This is a genomic window from Pandoraea captiosa (assembly GCF_902459775.1).
GTDB classification, from domain to species: domain Bacteria; phylum Pseudomonadota; class Gammaproteobacteria; order Burkholderiales; family Burkholderiaceae; genus Pandoraea; species Pandoraea captiosa.
In genome coordinates this window covers 1,100,182-1,118,712 of record NZ_CABPSQ010000002.1, presented here as the reverse complement: position 1 = coordinate 1,118,712, position 18,531 = coordinate 1,100,182, and the positions used below count along the sequence as shown (strand labels likewise).

Below are 18,531 nucleotides of genomic sequence, written 5' to 3'. Positions count from 1 at the left end.
CAGAAGGAGAGGACGGGGAGGAAGGGGCAGAAAGATCATCAGACGAGCACGCGTTCGATACCGCCGTTGTTCGCATCCTTGACGTAGTCCACCAGCCACTGATCGCCCAGCACGTGCTTGGCGATCTCGACGACGATGTAGTCGGCGGTGACGTCCGCGTCCTCGTTGTAGCGCGACAGGCCTTGCAGGCACGACGGGCAGCTCGTCAGGATCTTGACGTCGTCCACCTTGCCGTCCGCCCGCAGTTTCGCCGCGCCCTTGCGCATCTCCTCTTCCTTGCGGAAACGGATCTGTGTCGAGATGTCCGGACGCGTGACCGCCAGCGTACCCGATTCGCCACAGCAACGATCGTTCTTCTCGATCTTGTAGCCGTCGTTCTCGCTGCCCATCAATTGATTCACGAGCTTGACCGGGTCCATCGTCTTGATCGGCGTGTGGCACGGGTCGTGATACATGTAGCGCGTACCGTTCACGCCTTCGAGCTTTACGTTCTTCTCGAGCAGATATTCGTGAATGTCCACGATGCGGCAGCCCGGGAAAATCTTCTCGAATTCATAACCGGCCAGCTGATCGTAGCAAGTCCCGCACGACACCACCACGGTCTTGATGTCGAGGTAGTTCAGCGTGTTGGCCATGCGATGGAACAGCACGCGGTTGTCCGTCACGATCTTCTCGGCCTTCTCGCCCTGCCCCGACCCGCGTTGCGGATAACCGCAGCACAGATAGCCCGGCGGCAGCACCGTCTGCACGCCCACGTGCCAGAGCATGGCCTGCGTGGCCAGACCGACCTGCGAGAACAGACGCTCCGAGCCGCAGCCCGGGAAGTAGAACACCGCTTCCGAATCCACGGTCGTGGCCTTCGGATTGCGAATGATCGGCACCACCTTGTTGTCTTCGATGTCGAGCAGCGCGCGCGCCGTCTTCTTCGGCAGGTTGCCCGGCATCTTCTTGTTGACGAAGTGGATCACTTCCTCGCGCAGCGCCGGCTTGCCGACGGTCGCCGGCGGATGCGCCGTCTGCTTCTTCGCAATTTTCTTGAAAATGTCCGCGCCGAAACGCTGCGCCTTGTAGCCCCAGTCGATCATCACCTTGCGGGTGATGTTGATCGTCTCCGGGTTGGTCGCGTTCAGGAAGAACATGCCGGCAGCCGCGCCCGGGTTGAACTTCTTCTTGCCCATCTTGCGCAGCAAGTTGCGCATGTTCATCGTCACGTCGCCGAAGTCGATCTTGACCGGGCAGGGCGTGGCGCACTTGTGGCAGACCGTGCAGTGATCGGCCACGTCGTTGAACTCGTCCCAGTGCTTGATCGACACGCCACGACGCGTCTGTTCTTCGTACAGGAACGCCTCGATGAGCAGCGACGTCGCCAGAATCTTGTTGCGCGGGCTGTAGAGCAGGTTCGCACGCGGCACGTGCGTGGCGCACACCGGCTTGCACTTGCCGCAACGCAGGCAGTCTTTCACGCTGTCGGCAATGGCGCCGATGTCCGACTGCTGCATGATGAGCGACTCGTAACCCATCAGCCCGAAGCTGGGCGTATAGGCGTTCCGCAGATCGGCCGGCAGTTCGGGCAGGTTGAGCAGCTTGCCCTTGTTGAAGCGCCCTTCCGGGTCCACGCGCAGCTTGTAGGCGCGGAACTCGCCGATTTCGGCTTCGGTCAGGAACTCCAGCTTGGTGATCCCGATACCATGCTCGCCCGAGATCACGCCGTCGAGCGAACGCGCGATGTCCATGATGCGGGCCACGGCCTTGTGCGCATCCTGGAGCATCTCGTAGTTGTCCGAGTTCACCGGGATGTTCGTGTGCACGTTGCCGTCGCCGGCGTGCATGTGCAGGGCAACGAAGACACGGCCGTGCAGCACGCGTTTGTGAATCGCCTGCGCCTCGTCGAGGATCGGCTTGAACTCGCCGCCGGTGAAGATCTGGCGCAGTTCCGCGCGGATCTCCTGCTTCCACGAAATGCGCACCGTGCGATCCTGAAGCAGATCGATCAGACGCGTTTCCGGTTGCTTGTTCAAACGCTCGTTGAGTGCGACGTTGATCTCGCGAATGCCGTGACGGTTGAGCAGCGGAATCGCCTCGGCGAGCGGCATTTCGAAGTTATCGCGCAGGAATTCCCAGCGCGCGCGGACTTCGCGAAGCATCGTCAGCGCCGTTTGCACGCGGTCTTCGAGCAGTTCGGCCGACGGAATCTCGTTGGCGTCGTCCGTCTTGCCGAGCGGCAGGTTGCCCGCTTCGAAGAACGTTTCGAGCGCGTCGACGAGTTGCAGCTTGTTCTTGAGCGAGAGCTCGATATTGATGCGTTCGATGTGATCCGTGTACTCGCCCATGCGATGCAGCGGAATCACCACGTCTTCGTTGATCTTGAAGGCGTTCGTGTGGCGGGCGATCGCGGCAGTCCGCGAGCGATCCAGCCAGAACTTCTTGCGCGCCTCGGCCGACACGGCGACGAAGCCTTCGCCGCTCTTGCCGTTGGCCATGCGAATCACTTCCGAGGTGGCCTGCGCGACCGCGTTGTCGTCGTCGCCGACGATGTCGCCGATCAGCACCATCTTCGGGAACGCATTGCGCTTCGACTTCGTGGCGTAGCCCACGGCGCGCAGATAGCGCTCGTCCAGATGTTCCAGACCGGCAAGAATCGCGCCGCCGGCCGCCGTCTGCGCGAACATGTAGTCCTTGATCTCGACGATGCTCGGAATCGCTTCCTTCGCCTGACCAAAGAACTCCAGACACACGGTGCGCGTATGGGCCGGCATCTTGTGCAGAATCCAGCGCGCGCTCGTGATCAGGCCGTCGCAGCCTTCTTTCTGAATGCCCGGCAGCCCGGCGAGGAACTTGTCCGTGACGTCTTTGCCGAGCCCTTCCTTGCGGAAGCGCTTGCCTTCGATTTCCAGCAGTTCCGTCTTGAGCAATGCGGCGCCGGGCGCCTGATTGCCGTCATACCACTTCAGTTCGAAGCGGGCGACCGGAATGTCGTGAATCTTGCCCAGGTTGTGATCGAGGCGCGTGACTTCGAGCCAGTTGCCTTGCGGATCGACCATGCGCCACCAGGCGAGGTTATCCAGCGCCGTGCCCCACAGCACGGCTTTCTTGCCGCCCGCGTTCATGGCCACGTTGCCGCCGATGCACGACGCATCGATCGATGTCGGGTCCACGGCGAACACGAGGCCGGCGCGCTCGGCGGCTTCGGCCACGCGGCGCGTCACCACACCCGCGCCCGAGAAAATCGTGCCGACGGGCTTGTCCACCCCCGGCAACTGAACGTATTCGACTTCGTCGAGCTGTTCGAGCTTTTCCGTATTGATGACGGCCGAGAAAGGCGTGAGCGGAATCGCGCCGCCCGTATATCCGGTGCCGCCCCCACGCGGAATCACCGTGAGCCCCAACTCGAAGCAGCCCTTGACCAGCGACGCCATCTCCAGCTCGCTATCCGGCGTGAGCACGACGAACGGGTACTCCACGCGCCAGTCGGTCGCGTCGGTGACGTGCGAAACACGCGACAGGCCGTCGAACTTGATGTTGTCGCTGGCGGTCGTGCGTCCGAGCACCTTCTTCGCGCGACGGCGCAACTCCGCCATCTTGTCGAACTCGGCGGCAAACTCCGCCACGGCGCGGCGCGCGGCGACTTCCAGTTGCTCGACGCGCGCGGCGCGTTCGCGGCCATGCGCGTCGGCGTGTTCGGCCACGTCGGCACGGCGACGCTTGTCGATTTCGTTCAGACGGTGCTCAAGCGCGTCGATCAGCAGCTTGCGACGCTTCGGGTTGTCGAGCAGGTCGTCTTGCAGATAGGGGTTGCGACGCACCACCCAGATGTCGCCGAGCACTTCGTACAGCATGCGCGCCGAGCGGCCGGTGCGGCGTTCGGCGCGAAGTTCGTCAAGAATCGCCCAGGCGTCCGCGCCGAGCAGGCGCATGACGATTTCGCGGTCCGAGAACGAAGTGTAGTTGTAGGGAATTTCGCGCAGGCGCGGCGGCTGGGCGGCTACGGCATGTTTTGCGTCGTGCGGCTCGAAGGCAGGCAAGGGTGCGTTCATCTTGTCGGGCTCGTCAGTGCGGCGGTGCATCCGCCGTCGGCGTTCGTCTCGCGAGACGCGCCGAAAGTCAAAATCGGGTATGCGCTGAAGATGCCGGCCGCAAGCGCGACAGATGCGCGCGGGCCGGCAACGGACGATCTGCGGTCAACGAGATCGACGACTGCCGTGCGAGGACGTCGATGACGAATCGTGTCCGGTCATCGAGCAGAAGCACAGAGGGGTGAGGCAGTTGTTGCGCATGCCCAGATCTTTCTTCCGGCTTGGGAAAGTGTTGGTAGGGGAATGTAGGTCGAATTGTACTTCATTGCACCGCAACACGTCGGTCCCGCACCGAAATCCCCCGCAAGGCGCGCGAATCCACTCTTTGCAGACGATGCACTGCCCTCATTGCAACGTTGATGCCGCCTTCACGACGCGCCCCTGCCCCCGCTCATTCCCCTGACCTCATGTGACTTTCACAACAATAGTCGTGCGCTATATCCGTTTGGATACAACGACTTGCAACACATTTCTGAACTGAAATTTCCGGGGAATGGGAGTATGTTCTAGCGGTCCCCGCCCCCTATCCACCCATCAAGAGGTGCATCCATGGCTTCGTTCCAACTGAACGGCAAACCGGTGAAGGTCGATGTCGACCCAGCCACTCCCCTGCTCTGGACCCTGCGCGACGCCCTGAACATGACCGGCACCAAATTCGGTTGCGGCATGGCGTTGTGTGGCGCCTGCACCGTCCATATGGACGGCGCGCCGATCCGAAGCTGCGTCACGCCGGTGTCTGCCGTCGAAGGCAAGAAGATCACCACGATCGAGAACGTCGGCGCCGATCCGGTCGGCCGGGCCGTGCAGGACGCCTGGGTCAAACACGACGTGCCCCAGTGCGGCTACTGTCAGAGCGGCCAGATCATGTCCGCCACCGCCCTGCTGCGCGAGAACAAGACCCCCAACGACGAACAGATCGACGCCGCCATGGCCGGCAACATCTGCCGTTGCGGCACCTACGCCCGCATTCGTGCGGCCATCAAAGACGCCGCCGCGTCGCTGGCCTGAGATGAGGAGACACCGAAATGCGTGAACTTCGTTTCTCCCAACGTCCCGGCGTGGCCGTGGGCGACTTCGCCGGCGTGAGCCGTCGCGGTTTCCTCAAGACGTCCGCCATCGCAGCCGGTGGCCTGATGCTCGAAATGTCGCTGCCGGGCATGATGCGCACGGCGAGCGCGCAAGGCGCGGCGGCAGCGCCCGTCGTGCCGTCCGCCTTCGTTCATATCGCCCCGGACGACACCGTCACCATTCAGGTCAACCGCCTCGACTTCGGTCAGGGCGTGCAGACCGCGCTGCCAATGCTCGTCGCCGAAGAACTCGATTGCGACTGGGCCAAGGTGCGCGGCGAACTGGCGCCGGCCGGCGACGCGTACAAGGACCCCATGTTCGGCATTCAGATGACGGGGGGCTCGGGCTCCGTCGCTCACTCGTGGATGCAATATCGTCGCATCGGCGCCTCGGCCCGCGCCATGCTGATTGCGGCGGCCGCGCAGCAATGGAAGGTGCCCGCAGACCAGTTGCGCACGGAAAACGGCGTGGTGATCGGCCCGAACGGCAAGCGCGCAACGTACGGCAGCCTCGCCGCCAAAGCGCAGGCGTTGCCCGTGCCCGCCAATGTCGCGCTCAAGGATCCGTCGACCTTCCGCCTGCTGGGCAAGCCGACGCGCCGCCTGGACGCCAAAGCCAAGTCTACGGGCACGCCGATGTACGGCATGGACTTCAAGCTGCCGAACCTGAAAGTCGCAGTCGTCGCTCGTCCGCCGGTATTCGGCGCCAAGGTGAAGTCGTTCGACGCCAAGGCCGCGAAAGCCGTCAAGGGCGTGCGCGACGTCCTGGAGATTCCTGACGACCGTGGCGGTACTGCCGTGGCTGTCATCGCCGATGGCTACTGGCAGGCGAAAACCGGCCGCGAGGCGCTCAAGGCCGAGTGGGACACCAGCGGCGTCGAACACGTCGACACGACCGCGCAACTGGCCCGATTCAAGGAATTGGCCAAGACTCCCGGCATCGTCGCCATCGATACTGATGTTTCCAAACTCAAGGGCGCCCCGAAGACGATCGTCGCCGAGTACAGCTTCCCGTACCTCGCACATGCGCCGATGGAGCCGCTGAACTGCACCGTTCAACTCTCGGACAAGGGCGCAGAAGTCTGGACCGGCACCCAGTTCCAGACCGTCGATCAGGCCGCCATCGCGCGCACGCTCGATCTCAAGCCCGAGCAGGTCAAGCTGCACACTTTGATGGCCGGGGGCGGATTCGGCCGTCGCGCGGTGCCCACGTCCGATTACGGCGTCGAAGCGGCGCAGGTCGCAAAGGCATGGCGACGGGCGGGTCATCGCGAACCGGTCAAGGTGATCTGGAGCCGTGAAGACGACATCCACGGCGGCTACTACCGTCCGATGTACGTGCACCGTGCTGAGATCGGTGTCGACGCCAAGGGCAACGTGCTCGCGTGGAATCACACCATCGTCGGCCAGTCGATTCTCCAGGGCACGCCGTTCGAGAAGATGATGGTCAAGAACGGTATCGACGGCACGAGCGTGGAAGGCGTGTCCGGCACCCCCTATGCCGTGCCGCTACGTCTTGCGCTGCACAGCCCGCAGGTCAACGTGCCGGTGCTGTGGTGGCGCTCGGTGGGCAACACCCACACGGCGTACGTCATGGAGACGCTGATCGACGAGTTGGCGAAGAACGCCGGCCAGGATCCGGTGGCCTATCGCTATGCGTTGCTGGGCGACAAGCACCCGCGGCATCGCGATGCGCTGGCCCTGGCGGTCGAGCGCTCGGGGTACGGCAAGACCAGGCTGCCCGACGGTCAGGCCTGGGGTGTGGCCGTGCACGAGTCGTTCGACTCGGTCGTTGCGTACGTTGTCGTGGCGGAGATGCGCAACAATGCGCCGCGACTGGTGAGCGCGGTGGCCGGCGTGCATTGCAACTTCGCCGTGAACCCGTTGACGGTGGCCGCACAGGTCGAAGGCGCGGCGTTGATGGGGCTGGGCACGACCTTGCCGGGCGCGGCGATCACGCTCAAGCAAGGCGAGGTGGAGCAAAGCAACTTCCATCAGTACACGGTGGCGCGTCTGACCGACATGCCGGCCATCAGCGTGCATGTCGTGGCCTCGGGCGATGCGCCCACGGGCATGGGCGAACCGGGTCTGCCGCCGCTCGCACCGGCGTATGCAAACGCCATCGCGGCCCTGACCGGCAAGCGGTTGCGCGCGCTGCCGTTCGATCTGACGGCGACCGCCTGAGCCATCGCTGGCGCACCGACACATCGGTGCGTCAGCAAGTCGCGTGAACGCGAGGGGGCGTCATCCGACGAGCAAGTGTTTGAACGGCGCGAAAATGCCTTGCCAGAACGACTCGGGCACACGAAGCATGAGGTAGGTGATGGCGATGTAGCGCAGCGTCTTGCCGATTGCGATGTAGACGAGGCAGGTGCGCCATGACAGCCGCAGCCACCCGGCAAGCGTGCAAAGCGGATCGCCGACCACCGGCAGCCACGAGAGCAGCAACAGCGGCGGGCCGAAGCGCTTCATCCACCGACGGTAGCGCTCGCTCATCGGCGCTCTGCCCTCGGCATCGCCCTTCCCACCCGACAGATCCACCGTCACTGCGACGTCACCGTTCGCGACCGCTGCCCGCGCATGCGCCCGACGACGCGCCTTGAGCCGCACATACGCGCGACGCGCGGCAAATCCCATCCACCAGTCCAGCATGCCGCCCAGCGTATTGCCCACGCTCGCGACCACAATGGCGGGCCAGAACATATGCGGATTGAGCGCGACGTAGCCGAAGAGCGCCGGCTCGGAGCCCATCGGCAGCAACGTGGCGGAGAGAAACGAGACGAGAAAAATCGCAGGCAAGCCAACGCCGGGCAGCGCCAACACGCCCAGCAGCCAGGTGATGAACGACTCCATGCCACTCCGAAAAAAACGAAAAGCGATCCAAGAACGCAAAAAAAGCGCAGCAAGTGCGCCATCCCAAACCGACCAGCCGGTCGGTCACTGCAACCGGCCCCCCCGCCCACACTCGTTTGGCAGAAACGAAAAGTCTGGCGCATAATGCGTGACCATGACCCGACCCTCGACGCCGCCCGTGGCCATTCTACTGGCAGGCGGACTCGGTACCCGCTTCGACGCGGCGGGGCGCCGGAACAAGCTGCTCGCGCCGCTGCCCGGAGATCCCCTGAACCGACCCGTTGCCCTCGCCAGCGCCCACGCGCTGCTGGCGGCATTGCCGCGCGTGATCGCGGTCGTGCGTCCGGATTCGGCCGAGTTGGAAAACGTGCTGCTCCAAGCGGGTTGCGAAGTCGTGATGAGCCATGCCACCAAGCGAGGCATGGGCGCCACGCTCTCGGCCGGCATCAACGCCGCCGTGGACGAAGATCCGCCCCCAGGGCTCGAACATCTCGACGGCTGGCTCGTGGCGCTGGCCGACATGCCGTACATCCACCCGAACACCCTGCGCGCGGTCGCGAACGGTCTCACGTCGCCCGAATCCATCGTCGCACCGAGTTATCAGGGACAACGCGGCCATCCGGTCGCGTTCGGCGCCGCCTACACCTCGCGCCTGGCCGCCCTCGATGGCGACATTGGCGCGCGCGACCTGTTGATTAGCGAGCACATTACGATCGTCGATGTCGACGACGCCGGAATCGTGCGCGACATCGACACCCCAGACGACCTACGCTAGGGCGCGCACTCCCCTTTCCCGTTTCTCCCCGAAAGACCAAGCGCGACCGCCCCGGCGGAGGTGCTGGTCTATCATTGTCCTTTTGTTCCTTGATGTGCCTAACCTGAAGAAGCCTTAAATCATGTCCGACGCAGCTCCCGATTACCTGAAGAAGATCCTGACCGCCAAAGTCTACGACGTCGCCCACGAGAGCGAACTCGAGCAGGCCCGCACGCTCTCGATGCGGCTGCACAATCGAATTTATCTCAAGCGCGAAGACAATCAGACGGTGTTCTCCTTCAAGATTCGGGGCGCGTACAACAAGATGGCGAACCTCAGCGAGGCCGAACGCGAGCGCGGCGTGCTCACGGCGTCTGCGGGCAACCATGCACAGGGCGTTGCCTATTCCGCCGCGCGTCTGGGCTGCAAGGCCGTCATCGTCATGCCGGTGACCACGCCGCAGGTGAAAATCGACGCCGTCAAAACGCACGGCGGTCGCGCCGTCGAAGTCGTGCTGGCAGGCGATTCGTACAGCGACGCTTTCGCCCACGCCATGACGTTGCAGGCCGAGCGCGGCCTGACCTTCGTGCCGCCGTTCGACGACCCGGACGTCATCGCGGGTCAGGGCACGATCGGCATGGAAATTCTGCGTCAGCATCAGGGTCCGCTGCACGCCATCTTCGTGCCGATCGGCGGCGGTGGACTGGCGGCCGGCGTCGCCGCTTACGTCAAGTCGGTACGCCCCGAGATCAAGATCATCGGCGTGCAATCGGTCGACTCGGACGCCATGGCGCAGTCGATCCACGCCGGCGAGCGCATTCTGCTCAACGACGTCGGCCTGTTTGCGGACGGCACCGCCGTCAAATACGTCGGCGAAGAGACCTTCCGCCTGTGCAGCCAGTATCTCGACGAAGTCGTGCGTGTCGATACCGACCAGCTTTGCGCGGCCATCAAGGATGTGTTCCAGGATACGCGCAGCGTGCTCGAACCGTCGGGGGCATTGTCCGTCGCCGGCGCCAAGCTTTATGCCGAGCGCGAAAAGCTCAAGGGCGAAACGCTCGTGGCGATCACATCCGGCGCGAACATGAACTTCGATCGTCTGCGGTTCGTGGCCGAACGCGCCGAAGTCGGTGAAGCGCGCGAAGCGGTGTTCGCCGTCACCATTCCGGAAGCGCGAGGCAGCTTCAAGCGCTTTACCGAAGTGGTGGGCAGCCGCAATGTGACCGAGTTCAACTACCGAATTAGCGAGGCGTCCAGCGCCCATATCTTCGTGGGCATCCAGATGCACAACCGCGACGAGGGCGAGCGCATCCGCTCGGGCTTCGAGCGTCATGGCTTCCCCACGCTCGATCTGTCCAACGACGAACTGTCCAAGCAGCACATCCGCTACATGGTGGGCGGACGCTCAGCGCTCGCCAGCCACGAAGTGCTGTATCGCTTCGAGTTTCCGGAGCGCCCGGGAGCGCTGATGAAGTTCCTCTCGGCGATGAGCCCGAACTGGAACATCAGCCTCTTCCACTACCGCAATCAAGGCGCGGACTACAGCAACATCCTCGTGGGCATTCAGGTGCCGGACAACGAGAAGGCCGCGTTCCGCGACTTCCTCGCCACGCTCGGCTATCCTTACTGGGACGAAAGCGACAACCCCGTGTACAAGCTGTTTCTCGGGTAAAGCGCTGCGCCCGGCTTACGACATCATCCAAGGAAATCCCCACCGCCATGCCCATCACGCTCGAGAACAAACTCGTTGTCGCGATCTCCTCGCGCGCGCTGTTCGACTTCGAAGAAGAGAACCGCGTGTACGAGGCCGGTGTGGCGAGTGGCGACGATCAGTCGTACATGCAGTACCAGCTCGACCGGCTCGACAAACCCGCGCCGGCGGGCGTCGCCTTCCCCCTCGTGCAGAAATTGCTCGCGTTCAATGGGGGCAGCGACGGCCATACGGGCGGGGCGAACGACCGGCATCGTGTGGAAGTCGTCGTCCTCTCGCGCAACGATCCCGTCAGCGGCATGCGTGTGTTCCGGTCGGCGCGGCAGGTCGACCTCAAGATCGAGCGTGGCGTATTCACGCGCGGGCGCGATCCGTTCGGCTACCTCAACGCGCTGGGTGCGCACCTGTTTCTCTCGGCGAACGAACGCGACGTGCGCAGCGCGCTTGCCGCCGGTTTCCCGGCCGCACGCGTCTATCCGGACTCTGCGAAAAAGGCCGAATTGCATCCCGACGAAATTCGCATTGCCTTCGACGGCGACGCGGTGCTCTTCTCCGACGAGGCCGAGCAAGTCTTCCAGCGCAACGGACTCGACGCCTTCCAGCAACACGAGAGCGAACGCGCCGCAACGCCGCTGCCGCCGGGGCCGTTCAAACCGTTGCTGCTCGCGTTGCATCGTTTGCAAACGCTCGCCGGGCACGAAGTCCCGGTGAGGATTCGTACCGCACTCGTGACGGCGCGCTCGGCCCCTGCGCACGAACGCGCGATCCGCACGTTGATGGACTGGAAAATCGACATCGACGAGGCGATGTTCCTGGGCGGGCTGGACAAGGGCGCATTTCTGCGCGAGTTCGAGCCCGATTTCTTCTTCGACGATCAGACACGCCACTGCGAATCGGCCGCCCGGGTCAGCCCGACCGGCCACGTCATCAGTGGCATTGCCAATCATGACCACGCCTGAACAATCCACGCTCGGCAAGGAAGTTGCCTACACCGAGCACTACGACCCCTCGCAACTCTTCCCGATTGCCCGCGCGCCCGCGCGCGCGGAAATCGGCGTACCGGACACGCTGCCGTTCTTCGGCGCCGACATCTGGAACGGCTACGAACTCTCGTGGCTCAATGAAAAGGGCAAACCGCAGATCGCGCTGCTCACGGCCATCGTGCCGGCGGACTCGCCGTTCATCATCGAGTCCAAGTCGTTCAAGCTGTACCTCGGCTCGTTCGCGCAAACGAAGCTCGCCAATCTGGACGCCGCGCGCGCGCTGATTCAGCAGGACCTGTCGGAAGCCGCCGGCGCGCCCGTACAGGTTCGGCTCACCGATCCGAGCGGCTTCGGCAAGCTTGAGCTCGACGAACTCGACGGCCTGCTCGTCGACCGTCTGGACGTGGATACCGACATTTACGTGCCCGACGCTTCACTGCTCACCGCCGCGTTCGACGAGTCCCACGTGGAGGAGACGCTCGTGTCCAATCTGCTGAAGTCGAATTGCCCGGTCACCGGCCAGCCCGACTGGGGCAGCTTGCAGATTCGCTACGTCGGCCCGCCGATCAACCAGGAAGGCCTGCTCAAGTACGTGATCTCGTACCGCCGTCACACCGGCTTTCACGAGCAATGCGTAGAGGGCATCTTCATGGACATTCTGCGTCAGTGCAAACCGAGCCAACTGGCCGTGTATGCGCGCTACACGCGACGCGGCGGTCTCGACATCAATCCGTTTCGCACCAACTTCACGTTGCCGATGCCGGATAACGCGCGGACCGCGCGTCAGTAAAAGCGTCAGTAAGAGCGTCAGTAAAAGCGTCAGTAAGAGCGTCAGTAAAAGCGTCAGTAAGAGCGTCAGTAAGAGCGCCAGTAAAGAGAAGACGACGGGGCGCCCCGCCCCGTCGGCACCGTCAGCCGAGGTAGCCTACGCGCGCCATCATGCGCAGTGCGGCGTTCCGAACGATCGCGTACTTCGGCTGGGCGGCGCAACGGTGCAGCGTTTCTTTCATCGCGCGACCTGCCGCATCGAATTGACGCAGTTCGACGAGACATTCGCCAACACGGTACATCGGCCCCGGCGCCTGCTCATCCATGAGCGCCGCCGCCATGAACAGCGGCAGCGCCGCCTTCGGCGCGCCATGACGCTGCATCGACAACGCCAGCGCCACGGCATAGTCGGCAACCAGCGGACACGCCGAGAGCAACGGCGCAAAACACTCGATGGCCTGTGCGAAGTCGCCCCGCTCGAACGCGCCGTAGCCGCAGCGATAGACAGCGTCGCACTGGCTCGCGTCCCACGCGCCCGGCAGCGGCATCCCCAGCGCCTCGCGCTGCTTCCCGGCATCGTCGAGCAACTTGAGGGCCGCTTTGATCTCCCCGGCGACGAACGCGGACGACGGCACAGGCCCCGGCATCATTTCAACGACGCTCATAACGGGTCTCATGGCTTCTCTCGTGACGGCGTTCGTGAAGCGCACCTTCGCCCGGCGCAGTGAAGTGCACCCGTGTGCTCATCGCGCCCCCCATCGCCCCCACCATCGCCCCCCTCATCGCCCCCATTTCCTGCTCCGCCTCCCGCCGTGCCCTCAGGCAAAGGCACACCTGACTGAGACCGAACGTCACCGCGAGCGCCGACAACGTCCCCATGCCACCGCCCAGACCGAAGCCGATCCAGCGGTTGTGTTCGGCAGCTTCGGTGTCGTCGACTTCGGCGGCGGCGTCCAGACAGAGATACGCGCTACCGGCCAGCCCCACCATGCCGAGGATCGTGACGGCCAGGCCCGAGAGGCCCGTCACGCAACCCGCCTGAGACAAGCGGCTCATGGTCTGCGAGCGCAGACGAACGTCGTCCGGCGTCCCGGGAAAATCAATCGTGATCCGCGCATCTTCCGCAGACTCGACTGCGGCCCGGTACACCGGCGCACTCGGTCCCGCGCTGTCGATAGGTCGTTGCGTCATCCTCTGCCTCCGTTCAGCCATTTACATCGTCACATTGGGAAACTGAAGATTGCGCGAGGCCGAACGGTCGCGCCATCGAAGGTAAACCGCGAACTTTGTGAAACGGTGACGTACGTATCGGTCAACACGAGAACACGAGAAGACGGGGATCACGAGAGCGCACCGCGAAAACGAAAAAGCCGACGGTGACCGTCGGCTTCTTCAGGCGCCCTATGCCTTCCGGCTCGCGACTTATGCCGCAGGCTTCTTGTAGGCCACGCAATCGACTTCGACCTTGCAGTCGATGACCATGCTCGACACGACGCAGGCGCGTGCCGGCGGATGATCGCCGAAGTACTCCTTGAACACCTTGTTGAACGACGCGAAGTCGCGCGGGTCGTCGAGCCACACACCGATACGCATGACGTGCTCGGTGCCGTAACCGGCTTCCGTCAGGATCGCGATCATGTTCTGAATGGCCTGATGCGACTGGGCGACAATGCCGCCGTCGATCACTTCGCCGTCCTTCATGGGGGTCTGGCCCGACACGAACAGGAAGCCGTCCGCTTCGGTTGCGCGTGCGAAGGGCATGCGCTGGCCACCCGTGCCTTGCCCGCCTTCCACGCCATATCGTTTGATGCTCATCATCACTCCTTTGAACGAATCGATTTCAACACACCGGCCCGGAGCATCGCTCAGAGCGCCGGCTGAGGCGTGCCGCGACGCACGAAGCGTCCGGCGCGCGCATTCTGCGTTGGCGCGCGGTTCTGCCACGACAGCACGCCGTTGACCCACACCGCCGCAATACCGTACGCAGGCTGCATAGGATCGGTAAAGGTCGCGGCGTCGGCCACGGTCGCAGGATCGAACAGCACCAGATCGGCCCAGTAACCCTCCCGAACGAAGCCCCGCTCGCTCAGACCGAAGCGCTCCGCCGACAGCCCCGTCATCTTGTGGACGGCCTGCGCAAGCGGGAAGAGTCCCTGCTCGCGGCTATAGCGGCCCAGCACGCGCGGGAAAGCGCCCCACAAGCGCGGATGCGGCAGCGGGTCGTTGGGCAGGCCGTCAGAGCCGACGACCGTTGCCGGATGACGCAAGATGCGTCGCACGTCGTCTTCTTCCATGCAGTGATACACAGCCCCCGCCGGTTGCAGGCGCTTCGCCGCTTCCATCAGATCGACGCCCCAGTCGGCCGCGATGGTCGCGAGCAGCTTGCCGCCCTGGTCGGGGTGCGGCTGCGACCACGTCACGAGAATGTCGAAGTCGTCGGTGACCTGCTTGAGGTCGAGCGTCGACGAACTCGCCGTGTACGGATAGCAGTCGCAGCCAACCGGCTGGAATCGCTGCGCCTTGTCGAGCGCCGCCAGAATTTCGGTGCTGCGCCCCCAGTTGTCGACGCCCGCGCATTTCAGATGCGAGACGACCACCGGCACACGGGCATGACGACCGATACGGAAGGCTTCGTCGAGCGCTTCGAGAATCTCGGCAAACTCGGTTCGCAGGTGGGTCGCGTACAAACCGCCGGCCTCGGCGAGCGGTTCGGCCAGCGCCAGCACCTCCTCGGTCGGCGCGGCATTCGCATTGGCGTAGGCGAGCCCCGTCGACAACCCCAGCGCACCGTGTGACAGCGCCTCGCGCAACTGCGCACGCATGCCTTCGATTTCCGCGTCGGTCGCGGCACGGTCGAGGCGGTCCATATGGTTGTTGCGCAGCGCCGTGTGGCCAATGAGCGCCGCGACGTTGATGGCAGGCTGCGCCTTTTCGAGCGCGTCGACATAAGCCTTGAACGTCGGATACTGAAACGCGCCGGCCTCGCCCAGCAGGTTCATCGGATCGGGCGGATCGCCTTGGAGGGTGACCGGCGACGCGCTGATGCCGCAGTTACCGACAACGACCGTCGTCACCCCCTGCGAGAGTTTCGGCGTCATCTCGGGCGCGCGAACGACGTTGGTGTCGTCATGCGTATGCACGTCGATGAAACCGGGGCTCAGCACATGGCCGTCACCATCGAAGCGTTGCGCCGCGTGCCAGGCGGACAGTGCGCCCGCTGGCGCCACCGTGTGGATCCGGCCGTCGAGCAAGGCGACGTCGAAACGCTCGTCCGTCATGGGCGCGCCGGAGCCGTCCGCCACACGAACGTTGGTAATCAGGGTATCCAGTGTAGCGACCGGGCGATTTTCGAGGCGGTCAGTCATGTCAGTCTCCCAGAGGCTGACGATCGCCGCCGCCCCGATGCGTGTCGAGCACGTACTTGATGCGTCGCAATAGCGCCTGACTCTGCGGCTTGGCGAGGAGCGCCAGCTCGGTGGCCAGCACATCCATTGCAAGCAGCATCGCGTAGCGCGACGACGACGGTTTGAAAATGAAATCCGTTTCCAGCGCGCGGATCGGCAACACGTCGTCCGCCAGCGCCGCGAGCGGCGAGCCCGTGGCCGTAACGGCCACCACCTGTGCGCCATATTCCCGCGCGATTTCGCACGCGGACACCAGCTCCGGGGTGTTACCGCTCACCGAGAAGGCGAGCACGACATCGTCGCGCCCCAGGGTCCCGGCCACCATGCGGGCGAGCACGGCGTCCTGATAGCTCGCCACGGGTCGCCCCAGACGCACGAGCCGGTAACGCGCTTCGTCTGCCATGAGCGACGAGCCGCCGCCCATACCGAACGCGTAGATCATGCGCGCCGAGAGCAGGCGCGTGGCCGCGCGTCGCACCGTCTCCGGCTTGATGAGACCGCGATGCACTTGCAGCGTCGTCTGGATATCGTCGGCGATCCGGTCGATGGATTCGACCGCGCCGTCCTGGGCGTTGGCGGCACTCGCGCCGAGAAACCGCTGCCCCACGACGGCTGCCTGCGCCAGTCGCAGTTTGAGATCGCGCACGTCGCGGCAGCCCATCGCCTTGGCAAAGCGCGTTACGCTGGCTTCGCTCACACCGGCACGCTCGGCAAGCACGTTGATCGACGCCGCCGCCGCCCCCGCAACGTCCTCCAGCACCACCTGAGCGACTTTGCGTTCTGCCTGACTGAGGACGTCGCTGCGTTCGGCAACGCGCGTCACGATATCGAAGGTCTCGGCCATATCTCCGGTCTGTACGGCGTCACGATGCGCCGATTAAGCGATTTCTGAAAGTCGTTCGACGATTTTTGTTACTTTATAACAAATCTGTCAAACGCTGGTAATTAAACGCTATTATAGGCGTCATCCGGCCGTCGTCGGCGCACTGAACCTTGGAGGATTCCCAATGAGTGATACAAACTATCAGCACGGCATGATCGATACCCTCAACAAGGGTCTGGGTGCGCTGGAGGCCCCGCTTGCGCCGTCGGCGACAACCGGTCTGGGCTGGAATCTGCTCAACGAAGACCTGAGCTTGCCCACGGCGGTGCTGTATGAGGACAAGATCCGTCACAACCTGGCGTGGATGCAGCGCTTCGTGCACGAGTACGGCGTGAAACTCGCCCCGCACGGCAAGACGACGATGGCCCCGAAGCTGTTCCGCCGTCAGCTCGACGGCGGCGCGTGGGGCATTACGCTCGCCACGGCGCAGCAGACCTTCGCCGCGTATCACCATGGCGTACGACGCGTGCTCATGGCGAACCAACTCGTCGGCAAGCGCAACATGGCGATGATCGCCGACTTGCTGAAGGACCCCGGTTTCGAATTCTTTTGTCTGGTGGACTCCGCCGATGCCGTGGCGCACCTGGGTGAGTTCTTCCGCGCGCGCGGCCAGACGATACAGGTGCTCATCGAGCTGGGCGTAACGGGCGGGCGCACCGGTGTGCGCGACGCGGCGCAACAGCAGGCGGTGCTCGACGCACTTTCGCAATACCGCGATGCGGTCAAGCTGGCCGGCGTGGAAGTCTATGAGGGCGTGCTCAGCACCGAAGCCGACATTCGTGCATTCCTGCAACGCGCGGTGAGCGTGACACGTGAGTTGGTCGCTGCGGGGCGCATCGAGCGCTCCCCGGCCGTGCTCTCGGGGGCGGGATCGGCGTGGTACGACGTCGTCGCCGACGAATTCGCGCACAAGGATGCGGGGGCGCCGCTCGACGTCGTGTTACGTCCGGGCTGCTATCTGACGCACGACGTGGGCATCTACAAGGCCGCGCAGGCGCAGATCGCCACGCGCAATCCGATCGCGAAGCAGATGCGCTCGCAACTTCAACCGGCGCTGCAACTGTGGGCGTACGTGCAATCGATTCCGGAACCGGAGCGCGCGATCATTGCGCTTGGCAAGCGCGATGCGGCGTTCGATGCGGGCATGCCGGCGCCGGCGCAGCAGTTTCGTCCCGGCCAGAGCCAGCACCCGACGCCAACCCCCGAGCACTGGGAAGTCACCGGCATGATGGATCAGCATGCGTACCTGCGCATCGCGCCGGGCGACGACATTCGCGTGGGCGACATGATCGCGTTCGACATTTCGCATCCGTGCCTCACGTTCGACAAGTGGCGTCATTTGCCGGTCGTCGATGGTGATTACAACGTCGTCGAGATCGTGCAGACGTTCTTCTGACGAGCGACTACGCCGGATTTCGCGGTGTCCGTTTGCGCGTAGGCGCAGGAGCGGGAGTGAGTTCAGCGGCAGTGCCGCCGACCTCACCCCGCGCGCGCTTCTTTGCCTCTCTGCGCTCGCGATCGACGCCATCGACGCCCTCGGCGCCATGGGCACCATCACCGCCGACGGTCTTCCCGTCGGCCGCCTGAGACGCCCCGGCCTTCGCCCTGGAGGCCACCGACTTGAATTGCGCCTCCAGATGCGTCAGCGCGCTCTCCAGCGTGGCGATTTCGTCCGGCGTCATGCCTTCGAGCGTCTCGTCGAAAAACGCCTGACGGCGCGGCGTCGCTTCGTCGTGCACGGCCATGCCAGCCTCGGTCAATGTGACGTTCGTCAGACGGTTATCGTTGGGGTCGGTCGCGCGCGTGAGCCATCCGAGGGCTTCCATCGATTGCAACTGACGCGTGAGCGAGGCCGGATCGAGTCGGCAATGTTCGGCGAGAAACTTCTGCGAACACGTGCCGCGCTCGGCGAGCGCGAGAATGATCCGCCAGCGTGGCAGCGGGTGTCCGACCTGCGCATCGAATGCGAGCATCATCGCGCGATACGTCAGGCTGAGTTGCTGGATGACGTTACGTTTGAGCGGTGTGGACATCG

General features: G+C 64.1%; 15 protein-coding genes. 7 read left to right on the top strand and 8 right to left on the bottom strand.

Features of this window, described 5'->3' with window-relative positions; all coding sequences use genetic code 11:
- Positions 1-38: 38 nt before the first annotated feature.
- Positions 39-4,034, bottom strand: coding sequence for a DUF3683 domain-containing protein (locus tag PCA31118_RS10230; protein WP_150625080.1), 3,996 nt, complete (start codon positions 4,032-4,034; stop codon positions 39-41).
- A gap of 588 nt (positions 4,035-4,622) precedes the next feature.
- Between PCA31118_RS10230 and PCA31118_RS10225 the strand changes: the two genes are divergently transcribed.
- Both PCA31118_RS10225 and PCA31118_RS10220 read left to right on the top strand, forming a co-directional pair.
- Positions 4,623-5,081, top strand: coding sequence for a (2Fe-2S)-binding protein (locus tag PCA31118_RS10225; RefSeq protein ID WP_150625079.1), 459 nt, complete (start codon positions 4,623-4,625; stop codon positions 5,079-5,081).
- A 17-nt stretch (positions 5,082-5,098) separates the two neighbouring features.
- Positions 5,099-7,324: a xanthine dehydrogenase family protein molybdopterin-binding subunit gene (locus tag PCA31118_RS10220; RefSeq protein ID WP_150625078.1), complete on the top strand. Its 2,226-nt coding sequence runs from the start codon at positions 5,099-5,101 to the stop codon at positions 7,322-7,324.
- Between the two features lie 60 nt (positions 7,325-7,384).
- On the opposite strand, the gene PCA31118_RS10215 is transcribed toward PCA31118_RS10220, so the two are convergent.
- Positions 7,385-7,993 (bottom strand): YqaA family protein, encoded by a 609-nt coding sequence (locus tag PCA31118_RS10215; RefSeq protein WP_150625077.1) that lies wholly within the window; start codon positions 7,991-7,993, stop codon positions 7,385-7,387.
- Between the two features lie 154 nt (positions 7,994-8,147).
- On the opposite strand from PCA31118_RS10215, the gene PCA31118_RS10210 reads away from it, so the two are divergent.
- From PCA31118_RS10210 to queF, 4 genes are all read left to right on the top strand, one after another.
- Entirely contained in the window at positions 8,148-8,768 is a 621-nt protein-coding gene (locus PCA31118_RS10210) for a nucleotidyltransferase family protein (protein ID WP_150625076.1), read from the top strand.
- A gap of 121 nt (positions 8,769-8,889) precedes the next feature.
- Positions 8,890-10,419: a threonine ammonia-lyase, biosynthetic gene (ilvA, locus tag PCA31118_RS10205; protein WP_150625075.1), complete on the top strand. Its 1,530-nt coding sequence runs from the start codon at positions 8,890-8,892 to the stop codon at positions 10,417-10,419.
- A gap of 47 nt (positions 10,420-10,466) precedes the next feature.
- On the top strand, positions 10,467-11,417 hold the full coding sequence (locus tag PCA31118_RS10200) for a 5'-nucleotidase (protein WP_150625074.1): 951 nt from the start codon (positions 10,467-10,469) through the stop codon (positions 11,415-11,417).
- On the top strand, positions 11,404-12,231 hold the full coding sequence (gene queF, locus PCA31118_RS10195) for an NADPH-dependent 7-cyano-7-deazaguanine reductase QueF (protein ID WP_150625073.1): 828 nt from the start codon (positions 11,404-11,406) through the stop codon (positions 12,229-12,231). Before PCA31118_RS10200 ends, queF begins: the two co-directional genes overlap by 14 nt.
- Before the next feature lie 121 nt (positions 12,232-12,352).
- Here the strand turns inward: queF and PCA31118_RS10190 are convergent, their stop codons facing one another.
- The 5 genes from PCA31118_RS10190 to PCA31118_RS10170 all read right to left on the bottom strand — a co-directional run bounded on the left by PCA31118_RS10190 (position 12,353) and on the right by PCA31118_RS10170 (position 16,457).
- Positions 12,353-12,874, bottom strand: a complete 522-nt coding sequence (locus tag PCA31118_RS10190; RefSeq protein WP_150625072.1) for a hypothetical protein — start codon at positions 12,872-12,874, stop codon at positions 12,353-12,355.
- On the bottom strand, positions 12,861-13,400 hold the full coding sequence (locus tag PCA31118_RS10185) for a hypothetical protein (protein WP_150625071.1): 540 nt from the start codon (positions 13,398-13,400) through the stop codon (positions 12,861-12,863). The genes PCA31118_RS10190 and PCA31118_RS10185 overlap by 14 nt, the downstream gene beginning before the upstream one ends.
- A gap of 231 nt (positions 13,401-13,631) precedes the next feature.
- The gene (locus tag PCA31118_RS10180) at positions 13,632-14,018 is read right to left on the bottom strand and encodes a RidA family protein (protein WP_044457733.1); all 387 of its coding nucleotides are present in this window, start codon (positions 14,016-14,018) and stop codon (positions 13,632-13,634) included.
- 56 nt (positions 14,019-14,074) lie between these two features.
- Positions 14,075-15,574 (bottom strand): N-acyl-D-amino-acid deacylase family protein, encoded by a 1,500-nt coding sequence (locus tag PCA31118_RS10175; protein WP_150625070.1) that lies wholly within the window; start codon positions 15,572-15,574, stop codon positions 14,075-14,077.
- Between the two features lies 1 nt (position 15,575).
- Positions 15,576-16,457, bottom strand: a complete 882-nt coding sequence (locus tag PCA31118_RS10170; protein ID WP_150625069.1) for a MurR/RpiR family transcriptional regulator — start codon at positions 16,455-16,457, stop codon at positions 15,576-15,578.
- A gap of 163 nt (positions 16,458-16,620) precedes the next feature.
- On the opposite strand from PCA31118_RS10170, the gene PCA31118_RS10165 reads away from it, so the two are divergent.
- Positions 16,621-17,892, top strand: coding sequence for an amino acid deaminase (locus PCA31118_RS10165; RefSeq protein ID WP_150625068.1), 1,272 nt, complete (start codon positions 16,621-16,623; stop codon positions 17,890-17,892).
- A 7-nt stretch (positions 17,893-17,899) separates the two neighbouring features.
- On the opposite strand, the gene PCA31118_RS27535 is transcribed toward PCA31118_RS10165, so the two are convergent.
- A complete protein-coding gene (locus PCA31118_RS27535; RefSeq protein WP_150625067.1) occupies positions 17,900-18,529 on the bottom strand; it encodes a MarR family winged helix-turn-helix transcriptional regulator in 630 nt (209 codons plus the stop codon).
- Positions 18,530-18,531 lie beyond the last annotated feature (2 nt).

Excerpts from the sequence above, each read along its gene's own strand:
- PCA31118_RS10230 (WP_150625080.1), bottom strand. The coding sequence starts at position 4,034 with ATGAACGCACCCTTGCCTGCCTTCGAGCCGCACGACGCAAAACATGCC.
- PCA31118_RS10225 (WP_150625079.1), top strand. The coding sequence starts at position 4,623 with ATGGCTTCGTTCCAACTGAACGGCAAACCGGTGAAGGTCGATGTCGAC.
- PCA31118_RS10220 (WP_150625078.1), top strand. The coding sequence starts at position 5,099 with ATGCGTGAACTTCGTTTCTCCCAACGTCCCGGCGTGGCCGTGGGCGAC.
- PCA31118_RS10215 (WP_150625077.1), bottom strand. The coding sequence starts at position 7,993 with ATGGAGTCGTTCATCACCTGGCTGCTGGGCGTGTTGGCGCTGCCCGGC.
- PCA31118_RS10210 (WP_150625076.1), top strand. The coding sequence starts at position 8,148 with ATGACCCGACCCTCGACGCCGCCCGTGGCCATTCTACTGGCAGGCGGA.
- ilvA (WP_150625075.1), top strand. The coding sequence starts at position 8,890 with ATGTCCGACGCAGCTCCCGATTACCTGAAGAAGATCCTGACCGCCAAA.
- PCA31118_RS10200 (WP_150625074.1), top strand. The coding sequence starts at position 10,467 with ATGCCCATCACGCTCGAGAACAAACTCGTTGTCGCGATCTCCTCGCGC.
- queF (WP_150625073.1), top strand. The coding sequence starts at position 11,404 with ATGACCACGCCTGAACAATCCACGCTCGGCAAGGAAGTTGCCTACACC.
- PCA31118_RS10190 (WP_150625072.1), bottom strand. The coding sequence starts at position 12,874 with ATGAGCGTCGTTGAAATGATGCCGGGGCCTGTGCCGTCGTCCGCGTTC.
- PCA31118_RS10185 (WP_150625071.1), bottom strand. The coding sequence starts at position 13,400 with ATGACGCAACGACCTATCGACAGCGCGGGACCGAGTGCGCCGGTGTAC.
- PCA31118_RS10175 (WP_150625070.1), bottom strand. The coding sequence starts at position 15,574 with ATGACTGACCGCCTCGAAAATCGCCCGGTCGCTACACTGGATACCCTG.
- PCA31118_RS10170 (WP_150625069.1), bottom strand. The coding sequence starts at position 16,457 with ATGGCCGAGACCTTCGATATCGTGACGCGCGTTGCCGAACGCAGCGAC.
- PCA31118_RS10165 (WP_150625068.1), top strand. The coding sequence starts at position 16,621 with ATGAGTGATACAAACTATCAGCACGGCATGATCGATACCCTCAACAAG.
- PCA31118_RS27535 (WP_150625067.1), bottom strand. The coding sequence starts at position 18,529 with ATGTCCACACCGCTCAAACGTAACGTCATCCAGCAACTCAGCCTGACG.